An 18,891-nucleotide genomic window follows, 5' to 3' on the forward strand; every position below is an offset into this window, starting at 1 on the left:
TCGCTGACGCCGTAGACGATGGCGACGTGGCCGCGCCAGCCGCGCGGGGCACCGGGGACGTGGCGGCGGCCGCCCCGGGGGCGGGGGCGGTCGCGCAGCAGGGTGGTCGCGCCGACGACCGCGACGACGGCGATCGGAATGTTGACGTACAGGCACCAGCGCCAGTTCAGGTACTCGGTCAGCAGTCCGCCCGCGAGCAGTCCGATCGCCGAGCCGCTGCCCGCCAGGGCGCCGTAGATGCCGAAGGCCTTTCCGCGTTCCCTCGGGTCGGTGAAGGTGGTGGTCAGCAGGCTGAGCGCGGAGGGCGCGAGGACGGCGGCGAAGGCTCCCTGGAGGGCGCGGGCGCCGTAGAGCATGGTGGGGGTGGTGGCACCGCCGCCGAGCGCGGAGGCGGCCGCGAAGCCGACGAGCCCGATGACGAAGGTGCGTTTGCGGCCGACCAGGTCGGCGATCCGGCCGCCGAGCAGGAGCAGGCCGCCGAAGGCCAGGGTGTACGCGGTGATGACCCACTGACGGTTGCCGTCGGACATGCCCAGGTCACGCTGTGCGGAGGGGAGCGCGATGTTCACGATCGTCGCGTCCAGGACGACCATCAACTGGGCCAGAGCGATGATCACCAGAGCCCACCAGCGGTGGGGATCGGCGTCTGCGGGTTCACCTGTTCGGGTGACACTCACCTGCTCAGAAGACCATGGATCGGTGGGTGGCGCACCTTTCGGCGGGGGCCTGCGCTCACGGTTCCAGGATCACCTTGCCGACGGTGGCGCGGGTCTCCAGCGCGCGGTGGGCGGCGGCCGCCGAGGCGAGCGGGAAGCGGGTCAGGGCCGGGGTGAGGCGGCCGGCGGCGGCTTCGGCGAGGGCGTGCAGTTCCAGGGTGCGCAGGGGGTCTGGGCCGCCCGCCCGGCGCATCATGGCGGGGCCGAGCACCTGTTCGGTCACGCCGGGCACGATCAGCGGTCCGCCGTCCCGGATGCCCTCGGCGGACCAGCCGAAGACGAGATGCCTGCCGCCGGGGCCGAGCAGGTCCACGGCGGCGCGGGCGGTGGCGCCGCCGACACCGTCGAGGACGAGGGTCGCCGCGCGGGGGCCGAGGTACTCGCGGACCCGCGCCGGCCAGGTGCCGTCCTGGTGGTCGACGGCCAGGTGGGCGCCGTTCTCCCGGACCAGGGCCACCTTCCGCGGACCGCCCGCGACGCCGATCACGGTGGCGCCCGCGTGCCGTGCGTACTGCACGAGAAGGGTGCCGATGCCGCCCGCGGCCGCCGGGATCAGGGCCACGGTGTCCGGGCCCCACTCGGCGAACCGCACGATCCCCATCGCCGTACGGCCCGTTCCGATCATGGCGACGGCCTGGGCGAAGTCGAGACTCCCCGGTATCTCGTGCAGGCGGTCGGCGTCGGTCACGGCCAGTTCGGCGTAACCGCCTGGCGCGAAGCCGAGGTGGGCGACGACCCGTCGGCCCAGCCAGTGGCCGGGGACGCCCTCGCCGAGCGACTCGACCGTGCCGGCGACCTCGCGGCCGGGGACGGTGGGGAGCGTGGCGGGGGCGGGCGCGGGGCCCCGGGCGCCTTCGCGCAGGGCGGCGTCCAGGAGTTGGACGCCCGCCGCGGCCACGGCGACACGGACCTGGCCCGGACCCGGCTCGGGGTCCTCGGTCCTCTCGTAGACGAGGTTCTCGGCCGGGCCGAAGGTGTGCAGGCGGACGGCGTGCATCGGGAGGGCTCCTCGGGGGTGCGGGCGGTGAGGAACCCAGCTTTCGACCTCAAGCGTGCTTGAGGTCAAGGCGTTCGCGGATGCCGAAGGCCAGGGCGACGGCTTCGAGCGCGCTGTTGAAGGAGACCTCCGAGAGCATGCCGGGGGCGGCCACCTGGTCCCCCGCCAGATAGACGCCGTCGCCCCGGTCGAGCGCCGGGCGGTCGCGCCAGGTGGTGCCCGGCGGGTCGACCGCACCCGTGCGCCCCAGCGCCACCGCGTCCCGCCGCCAGGTCACGCGCTCGCGCCAGCCCTCGAAGCCGAGGTCGAGCAGGTGTTCGGCGCGGGCGGTGCCGTCGCCGCGGGACTCGTGCGGAGCGATCGGGATCTGCCCCTGGACGAGTTGTTCCCCGGGCGGCGCGAGGGTCCGGTCCCGCGCCGTGGGCCGGTCGAGCCGGCCTGGTGCGTCCAGGTCGGAGAGGGCGTAGGGGTCGCCGCGCCGGGTGCGCAGGGCCAGGTCGACGAGGGCGGTCCGGCCGCCCGTCCAGGTGAGGGAATCGTCCCCCAGGAGACGGCGTGCGGAGTCGAGGGAGGTGGCGACGACGACCGGACCGCGACGCTCGGGGAGCGTGTCGACGCGGGCGAGGGTCTCCACCCGGACGCCGAGGTTCCAGGCGCGGGCGGCCATGCGGTCGACGACGGTCGCCCAGCCGCCGCGCGGATGGCGCGCCTCCGCGGGCAGCCGGGCGGCCCTGCGCAGCCGTTCCTGCACGAAGGCCGCGGAGAGCGCGCCCGGATCGTGGTGGAACAGGGTGACGGCCGCGTAGTGCGCGGCGGCGCGGGCGCCCTCCTCGCCCGCCCGCGCGCTCGCCCAGCTGAGGAAGTCCGCGTCCACCGGCGCCTGCCGGGCGTCCCGGCGCAGCAGTCCGATCAGGGCGAGCGGCGGGGTGCGGCGCAGCACACCCCGGTGGTGCAGGCGCAGTCGCGCGGCCTCCCGGGCCGGTACGGGGGCGAGCGGTCCGGTGAGGCCGCGCTGCTTGAGCCAGGTCCAGTGCGGGCCGCCGCCGTGCAGCGTGTGCGGGCCGTTGTTCGTCCGGTACGGGCCGTCGGCGGTGCGGGCCCGGCCGCCGAGCGTGTGGTGGGCCTCGTACAGCGTGACCCTGGCGCCTGCCTCGGCGGCGGTGATCGCGGCGGTGAGTCCGGCGAGGCCGCCGCCGATGACGGTCAGGTGGTGCATGGTTGGCCTCTCCCTGCGGTCGGGGTCGTCTTGCCGGTACGACTGTCCGCGGGGCCGGAATGTGACATGGGGGGACGGCACCGCAGGTCGGAGGTGTTGTCAGTGGGGGAGTGCAGGATGGGGGCATGGTGCGCAGAGCGGCGGGCGGGACGGGCAGGGCGAGCGGGGCGGTGAAGGGGGCGCGGCGGCCCGAGGTGCGGCTGCCGCCGCTGGAGCCCCACGAGGGCTCCGCGCTGGAGCCGGACGGGGACTATGACGGGCTGGAGTTCCGGGAGGCCGACTTCGCCGGGCAGGACGGCGGGGGCGCGCGCTTCATGGACTGCGCCCTGACGGGGTGCGCGCTGGACGAGACACGCCTGCACCACGCGCGCGTCCTGGACTCGGTCCTGACGGGCATACGGGGCGTGGGCACCGATCTGGCCGAGTCGACCCTGCGCGACGTCGAGCTGGTCGACGCCCGCCTGGGCGGCGTGCAGTTGCACGGGTCCGTCCTGGAGCGCGTACTGATCCGCGGCGGCAAGATCGACTATCTGAACCTGCGCAAGGCCCGCCTCAAGGACGTCGTCTTCGAGGGCTGCGTGCTGGTGGAGCCGGACTTCGGGGGTGCCCGGCTGGAGCGCGTGGAATTCGTGGACTGCGTCGTCAAGGGCGCCGACCTCACCGCGGCGACCCTGGTGGACGTGGATCTGCGCCGCGCGGCGGAGCTGGACATCGCGCGGGGCGTGGACCGCCTGTCGGGCGCGGTGATCAGCCCGGCCCAGCTGTTCGACCTGGCACCGGTGCTGGCGGCGGCGCTGGGCGTGCGGGTGCACGGCGACGCGGGTGGGGCGTGAGGGCCCGGGCGAGCCGAAAGGCGGGCTGAGGGGGGGGGAGACGAGAGCCGCGAGGGAGAACCGAGGGAGAACCGAGGGGGAAGTCCGGGAGGAGACCGGACAGGGCCCCGTGGGATCAGGTCACGCGGGGGAAGCGGGCCTGGAGGGTCCACAGGGCCGGGTTCTCGCCGAGCTCCTCGTGCAGGTCGGTGAGGTCCGCGATCAGGTCGTGCAGGAAGTCGCGGGCCTCCCGGCGCAGCGCGGAGTGCGAGAAGGTCAGCGGCTCCTCGTCGCGGTGCATCCAGTCGGCCTCGATGTCGACCCAGCCGAAGCGGCGTTCGAAGAGCATGCGGTCCGTCGACTCGGTGAAGTCGAGCTCGGCGTGCTGGGGGCGGGAGGCCCGGCTGCCGTGCGGATCCCGGTCCAGCTGCTCCACGATGTCGCACAGCGCCCACGCGAAGTCCAGCACCGGCACCCATCCCCAGGCCGTCGACACTTCCCGGTCCGCCTTGGTGTCGGCGAGGTACACGTCGCCGCAGAACAGGTCGTGCCGCAGGGCGTGGACGTCCGCGCGGCGGTAGTCGGTCTGCGGGGGGTCGGGGAACCGGTTGGAGAGGGCGTAGCCGATGTCGAGCACGTACGTGATGGTGTCACGGCCTCGTAGGATCGTTGACGTGCCCCGATCTTCCGTGATCGTCCCCTGCGCCCTGGCCCTCGCCCTCACCTGCGCGCTCACCGCGTGCGACGGCGGTGGCGGGGACGGCACGGCAGGTACTCCGGGGCTGCGCGACCCCTACTTCCCGAAGGCGGGCAACGGCGGCTACGACGTCACGCACTACGCCCTGACGCTCTCCTACGACCCCGGGAGCAAACGGCTGCGGGGCACCGCCCGGATCACCGCGCGGGCGACCCGGAGCCTGGACGCCTTCAACCTCGACCTGAAGGGCCTGGACGTCACCGGAGTCTCCGTGGGCGACCGGGACGCCCGCTGGAGCCGGGCGGGCCAGGAGCTGACGGTGCGTCCGAGCACCGGCCTCGGCAAGGGCGAGACGTTCCGCACCACGGTTCGCTACGCGGGCACCCCGGAGACGCTCACGGACCCGGACGGCTCCCAGGAGGGCTGGCTGCCCACGGCCCACGGAGCGGTCGCCCTCGGCGAACCCGTCGGCTCGATGACCTGGTTCCCCGGCAACCACCACCCCTCGGACAAGGCGTCGTACGACATCACGATCACCGTCCCCGAGGGCCTGAGCGCGGTCTCCAACGGGGAGTTGAGGAGCGAGACGACGGCCGCCGACGGCCGGAGGACCTTCGCCTGGCACACCGCCGAGCCGATGGCGAGCTATGTCGCGACGCTCGCCGTCGGGGCGTTCGACATCACCCGCAGCGCGACGAAGAGCGGTCTGCCCGTGTACGTCGCCGTCGACCCCACGCAGACCGCCGCGAGCGCGAAGGTGCTGGCCCGCATTCCGGAGATCATGGACTGGGAGGCGTACAACTTCGGCCCGTACCCGTTCTCCTCGACCGGCGCGATCGTCGTCCGCCCCGGCGTCGCCGACTACGCGCTGGAGACCCAGAACCGCCCCGTCTTCCCCGGCGCCCCCGACATCGAGACGCTGGTCCACGAGCTGGCCCACGAGTGGTACGGAGACTCCGTCACCCCCGCGTCCTGGCAGGACATGTGGCTCAACGAGAGCTTCGCCACGTACGCGGAGTGGCTCTGGCAGGAGGACCACGACGGCGACACGGCCGACGAGATCTTCGCCGCCCTCTACCGGGGCGACCACTACGACGACGCCGCCGAGAACAAGGCGATCTGGGACTTCCCGCCCGCCAGGCCCTCCGGCGCGGCCCACATCTCCGACAGCCCCGTCTACGACCGCGGCGCCATGGTCCTCCACAAGATCCGCAGGACCGTCGGGGACGACGCCTTCTACGACATCATCCAGGGCTGGGCCGCCACCCACCGCCACGGCAACGCGACGACCGCCGACTTCACCGCGTACGTCGAGAAGAAGGCGCCGGGCAAGGACTTCGGCCGCATCTGGAAGGACTGGCTGTACGGCGAGGGCAGACCGGATAGCCCTTAGACGCCCTTAGACGGGCTCTTCCCGCCGGCGGGGCGCGGCGCTCCGGGACCGGCAGCGGGTCCGCCGTGCGCGGGCGGATGCGTGGGGGCGAGCCCCGGGGGCAGGGTGGGGGACATGACGACGACGCTCGGTGCCTTCGTTCTCGGTACTCCCGATCCGCCGGCGCTGGCCGACTTCTACCGGGCCCTGCTGGGCTGGCAGGAAGTCGACCGCGAGCCGGCGTGGGTCCGCCTGCGGGCCCCCGAACAGGAACGCCCCGGCCTCAGCTTCCAGCTGGAGACCGGCCACACGCCCCCCGTGTGGCCGCAACGCCCGGGCACCCAGCAGATGCAGGCCCACCTGGACCTCCAGGTCGACGACCTGGAGGCGGAGACCGAGCGGGCCCGCGCCCTGGGCGCGACGCTGGAGGAGCACCAGCCCCAGAAGGACGTACGGGTCCTCCGTGACCCTCACGGCCACCTGTTCTGCCTCTTCCTCCCGGGCGCGTGAACTCCTAGGGAGTGTCCGCCCGGTCGGGGCCGGGAGAGTCCAGTGCCTTGCGCAGCACCGCGCACGGACGGCCCAGCCGGCGGTCCTCGCGGTGGTCGATCACCTCGTACCCCAGGGCGGTCCAGAAGGCGAGGCCCTTGGGGTTGTTGTCGAGGACGGCGAGACGCACGCCGGCGCGGCCGGTGGCCCGGAACCGCTCCTGGACACCGGCCGCCAGTGCCCTGCCGTATCCCTTGCCGTGCTCGCGGGCGTCCACGAGGAGCAGGCCGATCCACGGGTCCGGATCGGCCGGGTCGGGATGGTGCGCCAGCGTGATGGCGAACCCGACGAGCCGTCCGGCGCCACGGGCGAGCAGCAACTCCACCCCCGGCTGGGCCGCCTCCTCGGCGAGCGCCTCCGCGACCTGCTCCGGGCGGATGTCGTCCGGGTCGGGGAAGTCGCCGCTCAGGGCGTTGAATTCGCGGTTGGAGACGTGCAGGGCGGTGAGTTCGGTCAGGAGCGCGCCCGGGATGTCGTGGTCCGGGGTGAGGGGCAGGGATTCGAGGATCACGCGGTGCAGGCTAGCCGTCGGGGTCGGACGGGGACGGCTCCGCCGCCCCCTGGGCCGCCGCATCGCCCGAAGGGCTCGTCCTCAGGCGCCGGACGGGCTGGATGTGCGGGCCTGCGCCGGGTGGTGCATGTCTTTCAGCCCGTCCGGCGTTTGAGGACGAGGCCGCTCAGGCCGAACGGGGGTGCGGAGCCCCCAGGTACGGATGACGGGGGCCGGGGCCCTGCCCGTCCACGCGCAGAGCCCCCGGCCCGGTTTCCCGGGTCAGGGGCTCTGCCGACTCGCGCGCGTACGGGTCAGACGCTGACGCCGAAGTCCTGGGCGATGCCCGCCAGGCCCGAGGCGTAGCCCTGGCCGACCGCGCGGAACTTCCACTCCGCGCCGTTGCGGTAGAGCTCGCCGAAGACCATCGCGGTCTCCGTCGCCGCGTCCTCGGAGAGGTCGTAGCGGGCGATCTCCGTGCCGCCGGCCTGGTTGACGATGCGGATGTAGGCGTTGCGGACCTGGCCGAAGTTCTGCGAGCGGGTCTCCGCGTCGTAGATGGAGACCGGGAAGACGATCTTGTCGACGTCGGCGGGGAGGCCCGCCAGGTTGACGTTGATCGCCTCGTCGTCGCCGGCGCCCTCGCCGGTGCGGTTGTCACCGGTGTGGACGATGGTCTGGTCCGGGGTCTGCTTGTTGTTGAAGAAGACGAAGTGGGCGTCCGAGTAGACCTTGCCCTGCTGGTTGACCGCGATGGCCGAGGCGTCGAGGTCGAAGTCGGTGCCCGTGGTGCTGCGGACGTCCCAGCCGAGGCCCACGGTGACGGCGGTCAGGCCCGGAGCCTCCTTGGTGAGCGAGACGTTGCCACCCTTGGACAGGCTTACAGCCATTGTTGGGAGTCCCTTCCCTCGTTGCGTACGTGCGGTGTGCCCGTACGTTTGGGCTTCGTACGGCCACGAAGCTACAGCTACCCCTAAGAACGCCAAGAGGGGTGCCGAAGGTTCCGGCTGTCTTTACTTTCTTTACCTTTGCGGCGGACGGACCCCCGCGCGAAAAACGGGTGACGTGGACCGGACATCCGGGGGACCATGAACCCCATGTCCGGTCCCTATGTCATCCGCGGCTCCGTCTCCCTCCCGGAGGCCGAGCTCATGTGGCGTTTCTCGCGGTCCAGCGGGCCGGGCGGCCAGCACGTCAACACCACGGACTCGCAGGTCGAGCTGCGGTTCGACCTCGCGAAGACCGAGGCGCTGCCGCCGGTCTGGAAGGAGCGGGCGCTCGCCAAGCTCGCCGGGCGGCTCGTCGACGGCGTGATCAGCGTGCGCTCCTCCGAGCACCGTTCGCAGTGGCGCAACCGGGAGACCGCGGCCGTACGGCTGGCCTCGCTCCTCGCCGAGGCGACGGTGCCGCCCAAGCCGCGCCGCGCCACCCGTATCCCCAGGGGTATCAACGAGCGAAGGCTGCGCGAGAAGAAGCAGCGCTCGGACACCAAGCGCGGGCGTTCCGGGCGCGACTGGGGCTGAGGGCCGCCCCGTTCCGGCCACCGGGCTCCGAGGGCCGCTCCGGGGGTGCCGTGCGAAACGCCCGGTGCCGTACGCGTATTGAGCGGCGGGCCGAGTCGGCCACTCCTGGCTACGCTCGGGGAATGGACGGAAATGAGGACAGAGCGCATCTGGAGTGGTGGGCCAACCGATCGAGCTGCCTGGCGCGGATCCCCGTCCGGCTGGCGGCCGGGCCCGGCTCCCGGGCGTGGGAGGCCGTCGTCTCGCCGCCACTGGACAGGGGGGCCCGGGAGGACATGCAGTTCCTGATCGAGGCCAGCCCGTACTTCACCCTTCGCTTCGGCGACGATTCCGTGACGGAGGTCGAGGTGGAGCGGGCGGAGGACCCCGGCCGACTGCGGCTGAGCGCCGTGCCGGAGGCCTGACGTCACATCCCGGGCCCGCGATCCGTCAATCCACCGACGGACGAAGGACCGCGGGCCCGACGGGGAGACGTGACGGATGAGCGACAGCGAATTTCTGAACGAGAACAACGAGAACAACGGGAACTGTCGGAACACGGCCGAGAACACGGGCGAGAACCCGGACGAGAACTCGTCCGGGAATGCGAAAGCGAAGGAAAGCGGCAGTGGCGCGGTGAGCGGCGCCGGGAACGGCAACGAATTCCTCGCCGAGCGTTTCGAATCGCATCGCGGCCGTCTGCGCGCCGTCGCCTACCGCATGCTGGGCTCGCTCGCGGAGGCCGACGACGCCGTCCAGGAGGCCTGGCTCAGGCTCGCCCGCACGGACGCAGGCCGGGTCGGCAATCTCGGCGGCTGGCTGACGACGGTCGTCGGCCGGGTCTGTCTCGACATGCTCCGCTCCCGCAGGACCCGCGGCGAGGAGTCGCTGGAGGAGGGGCCCGGGGTGCGCATGCCCGAGCCGGTCCTCAGGCCCCTTCGGCGGCGTCGACCCCGAGCAGGAGGCGCTGCTCGCCGACTCGGTGGGTATCGCGCGGCTGGTGGTCCTGGGGACGCTGACGCCCGCCGAACGGCTCGCCTTCGTGCTGCACGACCTGTTCGCGGTGCCCTTCGACGAGATCGCGCCTCTCGTGGGCCGTACCCCGGCGGCCTCCCGCCAGCTCGCCAGCCGGGCCAGGCGCCGTGTCCAGGGCGGGGCCCCGGCACCCGATCCGGACCTGGCGCGGCAGCGGGAGGTCGTGGAGGCGTTCCTCGCGGCGGCGCGGGAGGGTGACCTCACGGCTCTCGTCGCGGTGCTCGACCCGGACGTGGTGGCGCGGTCCGAGGGCGGGGCTCGGGAACGACTTCGGCATGCGGGACGCACGCTGGCTCTCCCGGTGTGACGACCGGCGCGGTGAACGTGGCCTCGAACGCGAGCCGTTTCGCCCGTCTGGCCCGAGCCGCGCGGCCCGCCTTCGTCAACGGCGCCGCGGGGGTCGTGGTGATCGAGGAGGGACGCCCCGTCGGTGTCCTCGCTTTCACCATCGTGCGGGGGAGGATCGCGGTGATCGACATCCTCGACGATCCACGGCGGCTGGCCGGGGTGGACGTCACGCTCCTCGACCGGTAGCCCCTGGCCGGCGGCCGCCGGGCCCCGCGGGTGCCGGACTCCGAGGCGGCGGCGTTCGGGGCGCAGCCCTGGCGCCGCGGCTTCCGGGGCGTCAGCCCAGCTGCCGGTAGCGCCCCTTGAAGTGCACCAGCGGGCCGCCGTCCGCGCTCGGTACCGAGGCCGTCAGCACCCGCCCGACGACGAGCGTGTGGTCGCCGGCCGTGACCCGCTGCTCGGTGCGGCACTCCAGGGTCGCCAGGGCGCCGCCCACCAGGGGCGCCCCGGCCACCTCCCCGCGGACGTACGGGATGTCCTCGAAGAGGAGACGGTCACTGATGCGGCCCTTCATGGCGAAGCGGCCGGCGATGTGGCGCTGGCTCTCGGCGAGCACCGAGACGCCCCACAGCGGCTGCTCGTCGAGGAGGTCGTCCATGCGCGAGCCCTCGCGCAGACTGACGAGGACCAACGGCGGGTCCAGGGAGACGGACACGAACGCCGTCGCCGTCATGCCGACGTCCTCGCCGCCGGGTCCGTCCGGATCCAGCGCGGGCTCGTGCGCGGTCACCAGGACCACGCCCGCGGCCAGCCGGGACATGGCGGCGCGGAACTCGTCGTTGCTCACCCCCTCAGCATGCACGGAGGGGGCGGAGGGAACGGCAGGGGGAGTGTTCAGCACGCCGAAACGCTAGTCTCCGACCCGGGGCGTCCACATCGGACCTCGGTCCGAGCCGGGTCCTAGGTCCCAGGGCGGACACAACCGCTCACAGTGTCTGCACGGCATCTAAATATGTGTTCAGTTAACACACGGGGAAAATGCAGAAACCCCACTCAATTGTTCATCTTACGCTGTGACTTGAGTCACAGGAGCCATATTTTGTTGACCCTGTGTACCGAGTGGGCAGCGCGCTGTGATTCAGTGGCGGGGAAGCTGAGCGAGAAGCTACCAACCAGTACACGCAAGAGAACTCAGGTACAGAGAACCGGTACAGAGAACCAGGTACGCCGAAGACAACCCTGGAGTTGCTGCGAGGTCTCGAGGGGAGGGCGAATGGAGACCGAGTCGGAGCCCTACGTCCGTCTTGCGACCCTGCGGCAGCTGCATCAGGTGATGGCGGACATGAACACCGCGCGGAGCCTGGCGGACACGCTGCAGACCGTCGCCGACGGCGTGGTCACGGGCCTCGGCTACGAGCTGGCGTGTGTCAACCTCGTACGCCCCGACGGCGACCTCGTGGTCGCCGCGCTCGCCGGCAACTCCGCGGCCGAGGCGCTGATCACCGGCCGCGTCGGCTCCCGCGAGTCCTGGGACCGCCGGCTGAACATGGGCGAGGCCTGGGGCGACCTGCGTTTCATACCGCACACCGAGGGCTGGGTCCTCGACGACGACGACGTGCCGCAGTGGTACACCGACGGCCCCGCGCCCCGCTTCGAGGACGAGTGGCACCCCTCCGACCGCCTCTTCGCGCCGATGTACACGCCCGGCGTCGGCGGCAACACGGGCGAACTGATCGGCGTCCTGTCCGTGGACCGGCCGCGCAACGGGCGGCAGCCCGGCGCCTGGGGCCGCGAGGCCCTGCAGATGTACGCCTTCCAGGCCGCCATCGCGATCAGCAACGCGCGTCTGCGGGCCAACATGCAGCGCGCCCTGGTCCGCCTGGAACGTGAGCAGCAGGCACTGCGCGCCAGCGAGGAAAGCTTCCGCCAGGCCTTCGAGTACGCGCCCTCCGGCATGGCCATCGCCGAGATGGGCGGCGACCAGCACGGCCGCATCCTGCGCACGAACGACGCCCTGTGCCGTCTGCTCGGCCGCCCCGCCTCCGCGATGCGCCGCTACTCCTTCTCCGACCTCGTGCACCCCGAGGACATCGGGACGCTGCTGCGCACCTCGGCCGAGGGCGGCCGCGCGGAGCTCAGGCTCGGGCGCCGCGACGGCACCTACGTCTGGGTCTCCCTGCGCAACTCCGTCGTCGCGGACGCCGCCGACGGCCCGCGCTTCCTGCTCACCCACGTCGAGGACATAGAGGAGCGCAAGCGCCGAGAGCTCCAGCTCGCCCACCGCGCCTCGCACGACTCGCTGACCGGCCTGCCGAACTCGGCGGAGCTGCGCTCCCGCCTCGGCTCCCGGCTGTGCCAGCGCCCACAGGCCCTCCAGCCCGGCGCGGTCGAGTCGCTGGACGCCGCCTACGGCCACGGGCCCTACGCGGAGCAGGCGGCCGAGCACGGCGGCTTCGACGGGCACGCCGCCGCGCACGGCTTCGACTTCGGGCCGGGCGCGGTCGCGTACGACGCCTTCGACCACCATGTGCACACCATCGCGCCCGAGGGCGAGACGGACGACGGCGCCAAGGGGCTCGCGGTGCTCTTCTGCGACCTCGACGGCTTCAAGTCGATCAACGACCGGTTCGGGCACAACGCGGGCGACGCCGTACTCATCGAGGTCGCCCGGCGTCTGACCAACGGTGTCCGCGACGGCGACACGGTCGCCCGGCTCGGCGGTGACGAGTTCGTGGTGCTCGCCGACGGCCTCGGCCGGGCGGACGCGGCGGACCTCGCCGTACGGCTGCGGAACGCGATCATTCCGCCGATCCGGATCGACGGACGGGCGGTCCGGGTGGGCGCCAGCTTCGGCATCGGATGGGCACACTGCGGCATGACGGCGGACGAGGTCTTGAAATCCGCTGACGAACGGATGTACGTGGAGAAACGGTCTCGTCCCAAACAGCATCGGCGTGCCGGATAAGTCACAGGTCAGTGGGTTGATGCGGTGAAGGCCACCCGTTTGGCCCCCTGGGAGCGGGTAGGCTCGCCCTTCACGTGCTTCATTTCGTGTACCGCATCTGTACCGCACCTGTTGAGGAGTACCTAGGGATGACGCCCGGCAACAACGGCGCGAGCACGCCCGAGGACGACGACCCGTTCGGCTACCTGTACGCCGACGGTCAGGCCAACGGCGCCACCCCGCCCAGCGGAGGTGGCGGCTACGGCTACCCGGGCTCGGTCAACCGGGTGCGGGCGGTCGGCGAACGTCAGTACGGTCAGCAGCAGGCCGGTTACGGTCAGCAGCAGGCCGCGCCCACCGCGCCCTACGGCCAGGTCCCGCAGCAGGGTGCCTACGGCCAGCCCAACCAGCAGCAGCCCGGCTACGGCCAGCCGAACGCCCACTACGCGGCACCCGAGACGGTCCCCGGCGGTGCCCCCGGCTCCCGGCAGTCGTCCGGTGGCGGCCGCGGTCGCGGCCCGAACACCAAGGGCCTGCTGATCGGCGCGATCGCCGTGGTCGCGGCCGTCGTCATCGGCATCGGCGTCGCGATGATGGGCGGCGACTCGAACGGCGACAAGACCGGTGACGCGGCGGGCTCGTCCCCCACGGCCGCCCAGAGCTCGGAGCCGAGCCCCTCGAACAGCAACAGCGCCGCCGCCGAGGAGGACCTGCCGACGATCGACGCGAAGGCCCTGCGGCTGGACGGCGGCACCGCCACCGCGTCGGACGTCAAGGGCGCCAAGGCGGACGGCGGCGTCTACGTGACCGGCTTCAACCAGGCCGGTGCCGCCGTCACCTGGACCGTCAACGGCATCCCCAAGTCCGGCAAGTACAGCGTGTACGTCGGTTACAGCGTCCCCGGCAAGGACGGCACGGCCACCCTGACGGTCAACGGCACGGCGTCCAAGACGCCCGTCGGCCTGAAGAACTGGGCGGGCGGTGCCGCGGGCGACTACGCGAAGGGCTGGACGAAGACCTACAACTGGATCCAGCTCGACAAGGGCACGAACACCATCAAGCTCTCGTGCGAGCAGGGCAACCAGTGCGACGCCCTCATCGACCAGATGTGGCTGGTCAACGGCTGGGTCAAGTCCGGCGGCTGAGTTCCCGGGGTGTCCCGGCCCCGGCGGGCGTCCGAGGTGCCGGCCTCCGGCGGCAGCCGAGGTGCCGGCCTCCGGCGGCAGCCGAGGTGACGCCGGGAGCGCCGGTCCGTTTCAGGCCGCGTTGATCTCCCCGGTCAGCGACACCTTTTCCACCAGTTCCTCGTACGTCTCCCGGTCGAACTCGCCCGCCACCGGGGCCAGTACGGTCGCCGCGGACAGGGCGACCGCTCGTGCCAGGCGGTCCGGCCAGGGCAGGTGTTCCACCAGGCCCGACAGCAGGCCCGCGACCGCCGAGTCGCCCGCGCCCGTCGGATTGCCGTGCACGCGCCGGGGCGGGGTGGCCCGCCAGAAGCCCTCCGCCGTGTGGGCGAGCAGCCCCTGGGGGCCCAGCGAGGCCACCACGGCGTGCGCGCCGCGCCTGCGGGCGTCACGGGTGGCCTGCAACGGCTCGTGGGAGCCGGTGAGTTCGGCCAGTTCGTCGGCGTTCGGCTTGACGATGTCGGGGCGGGCGGCGACCCCCCGGCGCAGCGGTTCGCCGCTGGTGTCGAGGAGGACCGGGACGGCCGCCGCGCGGGCCGCGCGGACCAGCCCCGCGTAGGCGCCCACCGGCACCCCCGGCGGCAGGCTGCCGCACAGGGCCACCGCCGAGGCGGAGCGCAGCAGATGCTCGTACGACTCCTGGAAGGCCGCCCACTCCGCCGGGGTGATCTGCGGGCCGGGCTCGTTGAGCTGGGTGGTGTCACCCGTCGTGGTGTCGACCACGGCTATCGTGCGGCGCGTCGGGCCGGCCACCGGGACCAGCGCGTCCACCAGGCCCGCGCAGCCGGTGAGTTGCTCTTGGAGGGAGCGGCCGGTGGCGCCGCCCGTGAAGCCCGTGACCGTCACCCGGTGGCCGAGGGCGGCGAGCACCCGGGCCACGTTCAGCCCCTTGCCGCCGGGGCGTTCGGTCACCTCGGTCACCCGGTGCGAGCTGTGCGGCCGCAGGGACCGTACGCGGTAGGTGATGTCGACCGCGGTGTTCAGTGTGACCGTGAGGATCACCTGGCCGACCTCCCCCGATGCGCTTGCCGACAGTTCCGGAGGCACGATCATGCCAAACGCGACGGCGGTCGGCCCAGTCCCCCGGGCCGACCGCCGCACGGCAACAAACGGATGAATCAGCCCAGTTGGGGATCGACCACCCAATCGCCCTTCCGCATCACGCCCTTGAGCGCGAAGTCGGCGTCCAGGACCACCAGGTCGGCGTCCTTGCCCGGCTCCAGCGAGCCCACCGTGTCGTACGCGCCGAGCAGCTTGGCCGGGTTGGCGGACAGGGCCGCGACGACGTCCTCGACCGGCAGCCGGTCGAGCGTGACCGCCCGCTGGAAGGCGCGGTCCAGGGTGAGCGTGGAGCCCGCGATCGAGCCGCCCTCCACCAGTCGCGCCACGCCCTCGCTGACCTCGACCTCCAGCGGACCGAGCAGATAGCGGCCGTCGCCGAAGCCCGCCGCGTCCATGGCGTCCGTGATGAACGCCACCCGGCCCGCGCCCGCGTGATGGAACGCCAGCTGGAGGGCGGCCGGGTGGAGATGGGTACCGTCGTTGATCAGCTCGACGGTGATCCGCTCGTCCTCCAGCAGGGCCGTGATCGGGCCCGGCGTGCGGTGGCCGAGCGGGGGCATCGCGTTGAACAGGTGCGTGGCCACGGTCGCGCCGGCGTCGATGGCCTCCACCGTCTGCTCGTACGTCGCGTCCGTGTGCCCGATCGCGGCGATCACCCCGTGCTCGGCCAGCAGGCGCACGGAGTCGAGGCCGCCCGGCAGCTCGGTGGCGAGCGTGACCATCCTGGCCCGGCCGCGCGCGGCGTCGATCAGCTTGCGGACCTCGGCCGGGTCCGGGTCGCGGAGCAGCTCCTCGGAGTGCGCGCCCTTGCGGCACGGCGAGATGAACGGGCCCTCGAAGTGGATGCCCGCGATGTCGCCCTGCTCGGCCAGCTCGGAGAGCAGTCCGGCGCGCTGTGCCAGGCCGTCCATGTCACCGGTCACGGTCGAGGCGACGACCGTGGTGGTGCCGTGCAGCCGGTGCGTGTGCACGCCCCGCAGGACCTCCTCGACGGTGCCGGAGGTGAAGGAGGCGCCGCCGCCGCCGTGGTTGTGCAGGTCGACGAAGCCGGGGACGAGCCAGTGGCCCGACAGATCGGTGGCCGGGGTGTCCTCGGCCGTGCTCCCGGCGATGCGCGTGCCGTCGACGATCACGCGTCCGCCGTCCACGACTCCGGTGGGCAGGACCACCCTGGCACCGGAGAGAACCTTGCTAGGGGCCATCAGGTGGTTACCTCCGAGCGGTCGGTGAGGGGAGATTCGAGCAGGTCCCAGGCCAGCAGGCCGGCGCCCAGGCAGCCGGCCGTGTCCCCGAGGGCCGCCGGGACGACCGACGGCAGCTTCTGGAAGGTGACGCGTCGCTCCACGGCGGCCCGCAGGGGTGTGAACAGGGTGTCCCCGGCCTCGGCGAGACCGCCACCGATGATCAGGGTGCGCGGGTCCAGCAGGGTGAGCGCGGTGACGAGACCGTCGGCGAGCGCGTCGACGGCGTCCTGCCAGACCCGTACGGCCCGCGCGTCCCCCGACTCCACGGCTTTCGCGCAGTCCGCCGCGTCGGCGTCGGGGGATCCGGAGACCCCGGCCCAGGCCTCGCTGACGGCCGCCGCGGACGCGTACCGCTCCAGACAGCCGTGCTGTCCGCACGGGCAGGCGGTGCCCTGGGGGCGTACGACGATGTGGCCGATCTCGCCGGCGAAGCCGTGCGCGCCCGCCTCGACCGTGCCGTTGATGCCGATGGCGCCCGCGATGCCGGTGCCGAGCGGGACGAACAGGAAGCGGTCGGTCCCCTGTCCCGCGCCGATCCGGCCCTCCGCGAGGCCGCCGGTGCGCACGTCGTGCCCGAGGGCCACCGGTACCCCGCCCAGCCGCTCGCCGAGCAGCCGGCGCAGCGGTACGTCGCGCCAGCCGAGGTTGGCCGAGTAGACGGCGGTGCCGCTGTCGGCGTCGACGATGCCGGGGACGGCCACCCCGGCGGCCGCCGCGGGTGTGCCGAAGCGCCGCTCGCCGTGGGCGCGCAGCTCGGCCGCGAAGTCGAGGATCGCGCCGACCACGGCGTCCGGGCCGCGGTCCCGGCCGGTGGCGCGGCGGGCCTGGTGGAGCAGCTCGCCCGCCGGCCCGACCAGGGCGGCCTTCATCCCGGTGCCGCCCACATCGAGGGCGATGACATGTCTCACGGGGAACAGTCTCGCCCCTTACCCCAGGAGAGGTCTAGTCCACTCACGTGGTGTAGACCTTGTATCCGCATTCCGAGACGGATGCAATGGACGCAGAAGCAAAGACGGCAACACCGCGCAGGGGTGGGAGACAACAGGGTGCAGCGACGTAGGACAGGACTGGTCGCGGCGATGTCCGCGCTGGGCATGACGGCGACCCTCGCGGGCTGCGGCAGCTCGGACGGGTCCGCAGACGTGACCCTCGAACTCGTGGCGGCCGACTACGGCGACTCCAAGGCCGACAGCTCCCAGAAGTACTGGGACACGGTGGTCAAGGGATACGAGACCGCCCACCCGGGCGTGCGTGTCGAGGTCACCGTGTACCCCTGGACCGATGTCGACCGCAAGGTCGGCGAACGGGTGGCGGCGGGCAGGGCCCCCGACATGGCGCAGATCGGCGCGTACGCCGACTACGCGGCCAAGGGCCAGCTCTACAGCGCCGATCAGGTGCTTTCCATCCCGGTCCAGGCCGACTTCGTCTCCCAGCTCACCGAGGCGGGCCAGATGAACCGGGTGCAGTACGGCATGCCGTTCGCGGCCTCCACGCGGCTGCTGTTCTTCAACAAGAAGCTCTTCGCCGACGCCGGCCTCACGCCGCCGCAGAGCTGGAGCGAGCTCGCGGCCGACGCCCAGGCGCTCAAGTCGCGGGGCGTGAAGTTCCCCTACGCGCTGCCGCTGGGCCCGGAGGAGGCGCAGGCGGAGACCATGCAGTGGCTGCTGAGCGGCGGCGACAGCTACACGGACGACGTCGGCACGTACCACCTCGACTCGACCGAGAACGTCGACACCCTCACCTGGCTCAAGAACGAACTGGTCGGTAAGGGGCTCACCGGACCCGTCGCACCTGCCAAGCTGAACCGTGCGGACGCTTTCGCGGCATTCGCCCGGGGCGAGGTCGGGATGCTCAACGGGCACCCCACCCTGATGAAGGCGGCGGCCGACAAGGGCGTGAAGTTCGGCATGGTGCCGATGCCGGGCGTCGACGGCCGGGCCAAGGCGACGATGGGCGTCGCCGACTGGATGATGGCGTTCAAGCACAACGGCCACCGCGAGCAGATCGGCTCGTTCCTGGACTACGTCTACAGCGAGAAGAACGTGCTCGCCTTCTCCCACCGCTACGACCTGCTGCCGGTGACGACGTCCGCGTCCCAGGCGATGAGCACCGACGCGAACGACAAGGACCTCACCTCGTTCCTCGACGAGCTGCCCACCGCGCAGCTCTACCCGGTGGGCAAGACCTCCTGGGCGTCCGTCAGCGCGGACATCAAGCGGGACATCGGCAAGGCGGTCGCTCCGGACGGCAGCCCCGCCGGGGTGCTCGGCGCGCTGCAGCGGACGGCGACCATCAGGGACAGCAGGGACTGAGGGACCGGGTGTCGGCGGTGGGGGTTACGGTGCTTTCCATGACGTCCATGGAGGAGCTCGGGGCGCGGGAGCGGGCGGTTCTCGCCATGGAGCGGCGGGGGTTCGCCGGGCCCGGGGCGAAGGAGCGGGCGATAAGGGAGCAGCTCGGGCTGGCGCCGGTGCGGTATTACCAGCTTCTCAACGCCCTGCTCGATGATCCGCGGGCGCTGGCCCACGATCCGATCACGGTCAACCGGCTCCGCCGGATCCGGGCGGGTCGCCGCGACGACCGCTGACCCGGGGGTTCTTCGCCCCCGCCGCCCCTACCCGTCCCATCCCGTTCCTGGGGGCTCCGCCCCCAGACCCCCGTACCGGCCTTAAGGGCCTTGTCCTCAAGCGCCGGACGGGCTGATGGTGCGAGCCCGCGCCGGAGATCCCCAGCCCGTCCGGCGTGTGAGGACGAGCCCTTCGGGCGAATCGGGGGTCCAGGGG

The 18,891-nt window shown here is 72.5% G+C and carries 21 protein-coding genes and 1 pseudogene; 12 read left to right on the forward strand and 10 right to left on the reverse strand.

Annotated features, from left to right (window positions below):
* The 3 genes from ACFV2J_RS23520 to ACFV2J_RS23530 form a co-directional block, all read right to left on the reverse strand.
* A partial coding sequence (locus tag ACFV2J_RS23520; RefSeq protein ID WP_385440414.1) for an MFS transporter occupies positions 1 to 617 on the reverse strand: 617 nt, incomplete at its 3' end.
* 115 nt (positions 618 to 732) lie between these two features.
* Entirely contained in the window at positions 733 to 1,713 is a 981-nt protein-coding gene (locus ACFV2J_RS23525) for a zinc-binding dehydrogenase (protein ID WP_385084177.1), read from the reverse strand.
* A 49-nt stretch (positions 1,714 to 1,762) separates the two neighbouring features.
* The gene (locus ACFV2J_RS23530) at positions 1,763 to 2,929 is read right to left on the reverse strand and encodes an NAD(P)-binding protein (protein WP_385440404.1); all 1,167 of its coding nucleotides are present in this window, start codon (positions 2,927 to 2,929) and stop codon (positions 1,763 to 1,765) included.
* A 125-nt stretch (positions 2,930 to 3,054) separates the two neighbouring features.
* Between ACFV2J_RS23530 and ACFV2J_RS23535 the strand changes: the two genes are divergently transcribed.
* Complete coding sequence (locus ACFV2J_RS23535) at positions 3,055 to 3,762, forward strand: pentapeptide repeat-containing protein (RefSeq protein ID WP_385084173.1); 708 nt, start codon at positions 3,055 to 3,057, stop codon at positions 3,760 to 3,762.
* A 115-nt stretch (positions 3,763 to 3,877) separates the two neighbouring features.
* On the opposite strand, the gene ACFV2J_RS23540 is transcribed toward ACFV2J_RS23535, so the two are convergent.
* Positions 3,878 to 4,378 carry a hypothetical protein gene (locus ACFV2J_RS23540; RefSeq protein WP_385084171.1) on the reverse strand — a complete coding sequence of 167 codons (501 nt, stop codon included), beginning with the start codon at positions 4,376 to 4,378 and terminating at the stop codon, positions 3,878 to 3,880.
* A gap of 7 nt (positions 4,379 to 4,385) precedes the next feature.
* Between ACFV2J_RS23540 and ACFV2J_RS23545 the strand changes: the two genes are divergently transcribed.
* A complete protein-coding gene (locus ACFV2J_RS23545; RefSeq protein ID WP_385084191.1) occupies positions 4,386 to 5,831 on the forward strand; it encodes a M1 family metallopeptidase in 1,446 nt (481 codons plus the stop codon).
* 114 nt (positions 5,832 to 5,945) lie between these two features.
* Positions 5,946 to 6,320 carry a VOC family protein gene (locus tag ACFV2J_RS23550; protein WP_385084169.1) on the forward strand — a complete coding sequence of 125 codons (375 nt, stop codon included), beginning with the start codon at positions 5,946 to 5,948 and terminating at the stop codon, positions 6,318 to 6,320.
* 4 nt (positions 6,321 to 6,324) lie between these two features.
* Here the strand turns inward: ACFV2J_RS23550 and ACFV2J_RS23555 are convergent, their stop codons facing one another.
* On the reverse strand, positions 6,325 to 6,870 hold the full coding sequence (locus tag ACFV2J_RS23555) for a GNAT family N-acetyltransferase (RefSeq protein WP_385084167.1): 546 nt from the start codon (positions 6,868 to 6,870) through the stop codon (positions 6,325 to 6,327).
* Between the two features lie 293 nt (positions 6,871 to 7,163).
* Positions 7,164 to 7,739: a TerD family protein gene (locus tag ACFV2J_RS23560; protein ID WP_148009033.1), complete on the reverse strand. Its 576-nt coding sequence runs from the start codon at positions 7,737 to 7,739 to the stop codon at positions 7,164 to 7,166.
* 198 nt (positions 7,740 to 7,937) lie between these two features.
* Between ACFV2J_RS23560 and arfB the strand changes: the two genes are divergently transcribed.
* The 5 genes and pseudogenes from arfB (at position 7,938) to ACFV2J_RS23585 (ending at position 9,920) form a co-directional block, all read left to right on the forward strand.
* On the forward strand, positions 7,938 to 8,372 hold the full coding sequence (gene arfB, locus ACFV2J_RS23565; RefSeq protein ID WP_266699963.1) for an alternative ribosome rescue aminoacyl-tRNA hydrolase ArfB: 435 nt from the start codon (positions 7,938 to 7,940) through the stop codon (positions 8,370 to 8,372).
* A 122-nt stretch (positions 8,373 to 8,494) separates the two neighbouring features.
* On the forward strand, positions 8,495 to 8,776 hold the full coding sequence (locus ACFV2J_RS23570; protein ID WP_385084165.1) for a hypothetical protein: 282 nt from the start codon (positions 8,495 to 8,497) through the stop codon (positions 8,774 to 8,776).
* Between the two features lie 76 nt (positions 8,777 to 8,852).
* Positions 8,853 to 9,209: pseudogene (locus tag ACFV2J_RS23575) on the forward strand (sigma factor); the annotation flags it as partial.
* A gap of 124 nt (positions 9,210 to 9,333) precedes the next feature.
* Positions 9,334 to 9,693, forward strand: coding sequence for a sigma factor-like helix-turn-helix DNA-binding protein (locus tag ACFV2J_RS23580; RefSeq protein WP_385084163.1), 360 nt, complete (start codon positions 9,334 to 9,336; stop codon positions 9,691 to 9,693).
* A complete protein-coding gene (locus ACFV2J_RS23585) occupies positions 9,690 to 9,920 on the forward strand; it encodes a hypothetical protein (RefSeq protein ID WP_385084161.1) in 231 nt (76 codons plus the stop codon). The genes ACFV2J_RS23580 and ACFV2J_RS23585 overlap by 4 nt, the downstream gene beginning before the upstream one ends.
* A gap of 91 nt (positions 9,921 to 10,011) precedes the next feature.
* On the opposite strand, the gene ACFV2J_RS23590 is transcribed toward ACFV2J_RS23585, so the two are convergent.
* Positions 10,012 to 10,575: a flavin reductase family protein gene (locus ACFV2J_RS23590; RefSeq protein WP_385084159.1), complete on the reverse strand. Its 564-nt coding sequence runs from the start codon at positions 10,573 to 10,575 to the stop codon at positions 10,012 to 10,014.
* A gap of 372 nt (positions 10,576 to 10,947) precedes the next feature.
* Here ACFV2J_RS23590 and cdgB point away from each other — a divergent pair, with 372 nt between their 5' ends.
* Entirely contained in the window at positions 10,948 to 12,639 is a 1,692-nt protein-coding gene (gene cdgB, locus ACFV2J_RS23595) for a diguanylate cyclase CdgB (protein WP_385084157.1), read from the forward strand.
* Positions 12,640 to 12,767: 128 nt separating this feature from the next.
* Positions 12,768 to 13,763: a CBM35 domain-containing protein gene (locus ACFV2J_RS23600; protein ID WP_385084155.1), complete on the forward strand. Its 996-nt coding sequence runs from the start codon at positions 12,768 to 12,770 to the stop codon at positions 13,761 to 13,763.
* A 111-nt stretch (positions 13,764 to 13,874) separates the two neighbouring features.
* On the opposite strand, the gene ACFV2J_RS23605 is transcribed toward ACFV2J_RS23600, so the two are convergent.
* From ACFV2J_RS23605 to ACFV2J_RS23615, 3 genes are all read right to left on the reverse strand, one after another.
* Positions 13,875 to 14,804, reverse strand: a complete 930-nt coding sequence (locus tag ACFV2J_RS23605; RefSeq protein ID WP_385084153.1) for a 1-phosphofructokinase family hexose kinase — start codon at positions 14,802 to 14,804, stop codon at positions 13,875 to 13,877.
* 116 nt (positions 14,805 to 14,920) lie between these two features.
* Positions 14,921 to 16,066, reverse strand: coding sequence for an N-acetylglucosamine-6-phosphate deacetylase (gene nagA, locus ACFV2J_RS23610; protein ID WP_385084151.1), 1,146 nt, complete (start codon positions 16,064 to 16,066; stop codon positions 14,921 to 14,923).
* Complete coding sequence (locus ACFV2J_RS23615; protein WP_385084149.1) at positions 16,066 to 17,016, reverse strand: ROK family protein; 951 nt, start codon at positions 17,014 to 17,016, stop codon at positions 16,066 to 16,068. The genes nagA and ACFV2J_RS23615 overlap by 1 nt, the downstream gene beginning before the upstream one ends.
* Before the next feature lie 171 nt (positions 17,017 to 17,187).
* Between ACFV2J_RS23615 and ACFV2J_RS23620 the strand changes: the two genes are divergently transcribed.
* Both ACFV2J_RS23620 and ACFV2J_RS23625 read left to right on the forward strand, forming a co-directional pair.
* Positions 17,188 to 18,420, forward strand: coding sequence for an ABC transporter substrate-binding protein (locus tag ACFV2J_RS23620; protein WP_385084189.1), 1,233 nt, complete (start codon positions 17,188 to 17,190; stop codon positions 18,418 to 18,420).
* A gap of 47 nt (positions 18,421 to 18,467) precedes the next feature.
* The gene (locus ACFV2J_RS23625) at positions 18,468 to 18,695 is read left to right on the forward strand and encodes a DUF3263 domain-containing protein (RefSeq protein WP_385084187.1); all 228 of its coding nucleotides are present in this window, start codon (positions 18,468 to 18,470) and stop codon (positions 18,693 to 18,695) included.
* The last annotated feature ends 196 nt before the right edge of the window (positions 18,696 to 18,891 follow it).

It is taken from the genome of Streptomyces sp. NPDC059668 (assembly GCF_042734135.1).
In the GTDB taxonomy this organism is placed as follows: Bacteria; Actinomycetota; Actinomycetes; order Streptomycetales; family Streptomycetaceae; genus Streptomyces.

Coding starts and splice junctions, on each gene's coding strand:
- ACFV2J_RS23525 (WP_385084177.1), bottom strand. CDS start 1,713: ATGCACGCCGTCCGCCTGCACACCTTCGGCCCGGCCGAGAACCTCGTC.
- ACFV2J_RS23530 (WP_385440404.1), bottom strand. CDS start 2,929: ATGCACCACCTGACCGTCATCGGCGGCGGCCTCGCCGGACTCACCGCC.
- ACFV2J_RS23535 (WP_385084173.1), top strand. CDS start 3,055: ATGGTGCGCAGAGCGGCGGGCGGGACGGGCAGGGCGAGCGGGGCGGTG.
- ACFV2J_RS23545 (WP_385084191.1), top strand. CDS start 4,386: ATGGTGTCACGGCCTCGTAGGATCGTTGACGTGCCCCGATCTTCCGTG.
- ACFV2J_RS23550 (WP_385084169.1), top strand. CDS start 5,946: ATGACGACGACGCTCGGTGCCTTCGTTCTCGGTACTCCCGATCCGCCG.
- ACFV2J_RS23560 (WP_148009033.1), bottom strand. CDS start 7,739: ATGGCTGTAAGCCTGTCCAAGGGTGGCAACGTCTCGCTCACCAAGGAG.
- arfB (WP_266699963.1), top strand. CDS start 7,938: ATGAACCCCATGTCCGGTCCCTATGTCATCCGCGGCTCCGTCTCCCTC.
- ACFV2J_RS23570 (WP_385084165.1), top strand. CDS start 8,495: ATGGACGGAAATGAGGACAGAGCGCATCTGGAGTGGTGGGCCAACCGA.
- cdgB (WP_385084157.1), top strand. CDS start 10,948: ATGGAGACCGAGTCGGAGCCCTACGTCCGTCTTGCGACCCTGCGGCAG.
- ACFV2J_RS23600 (WP_385084155.1), top strand. CDS start 12,768: ATGACGCCCGGCAACAACGGCGCGAGCACGCCCGAGGACGACGACCCG.
- nagA (WP_385084151.1), bottom strand. CDS start 16,066: ATGGCCCCTAGCAAGGTTCTCTCCGGTGCCAGGGTGGTCCTGCCCACC.
- ACFV2J_RS23620 (WP_385084189.1), top strand. CDS start 17,188: ATGTCCGCGCTGGGCATGACGGCGACCCTCGCGGGCTGCGGCAGCTCG.
- ACFV2J_RS23625 (WP_385084187.1), top strand. CDS start 18,468: ATGGAGGAGCTCGGGGCGCGGGAGCGGGCGGTTCTCGCCATGGAGCGG.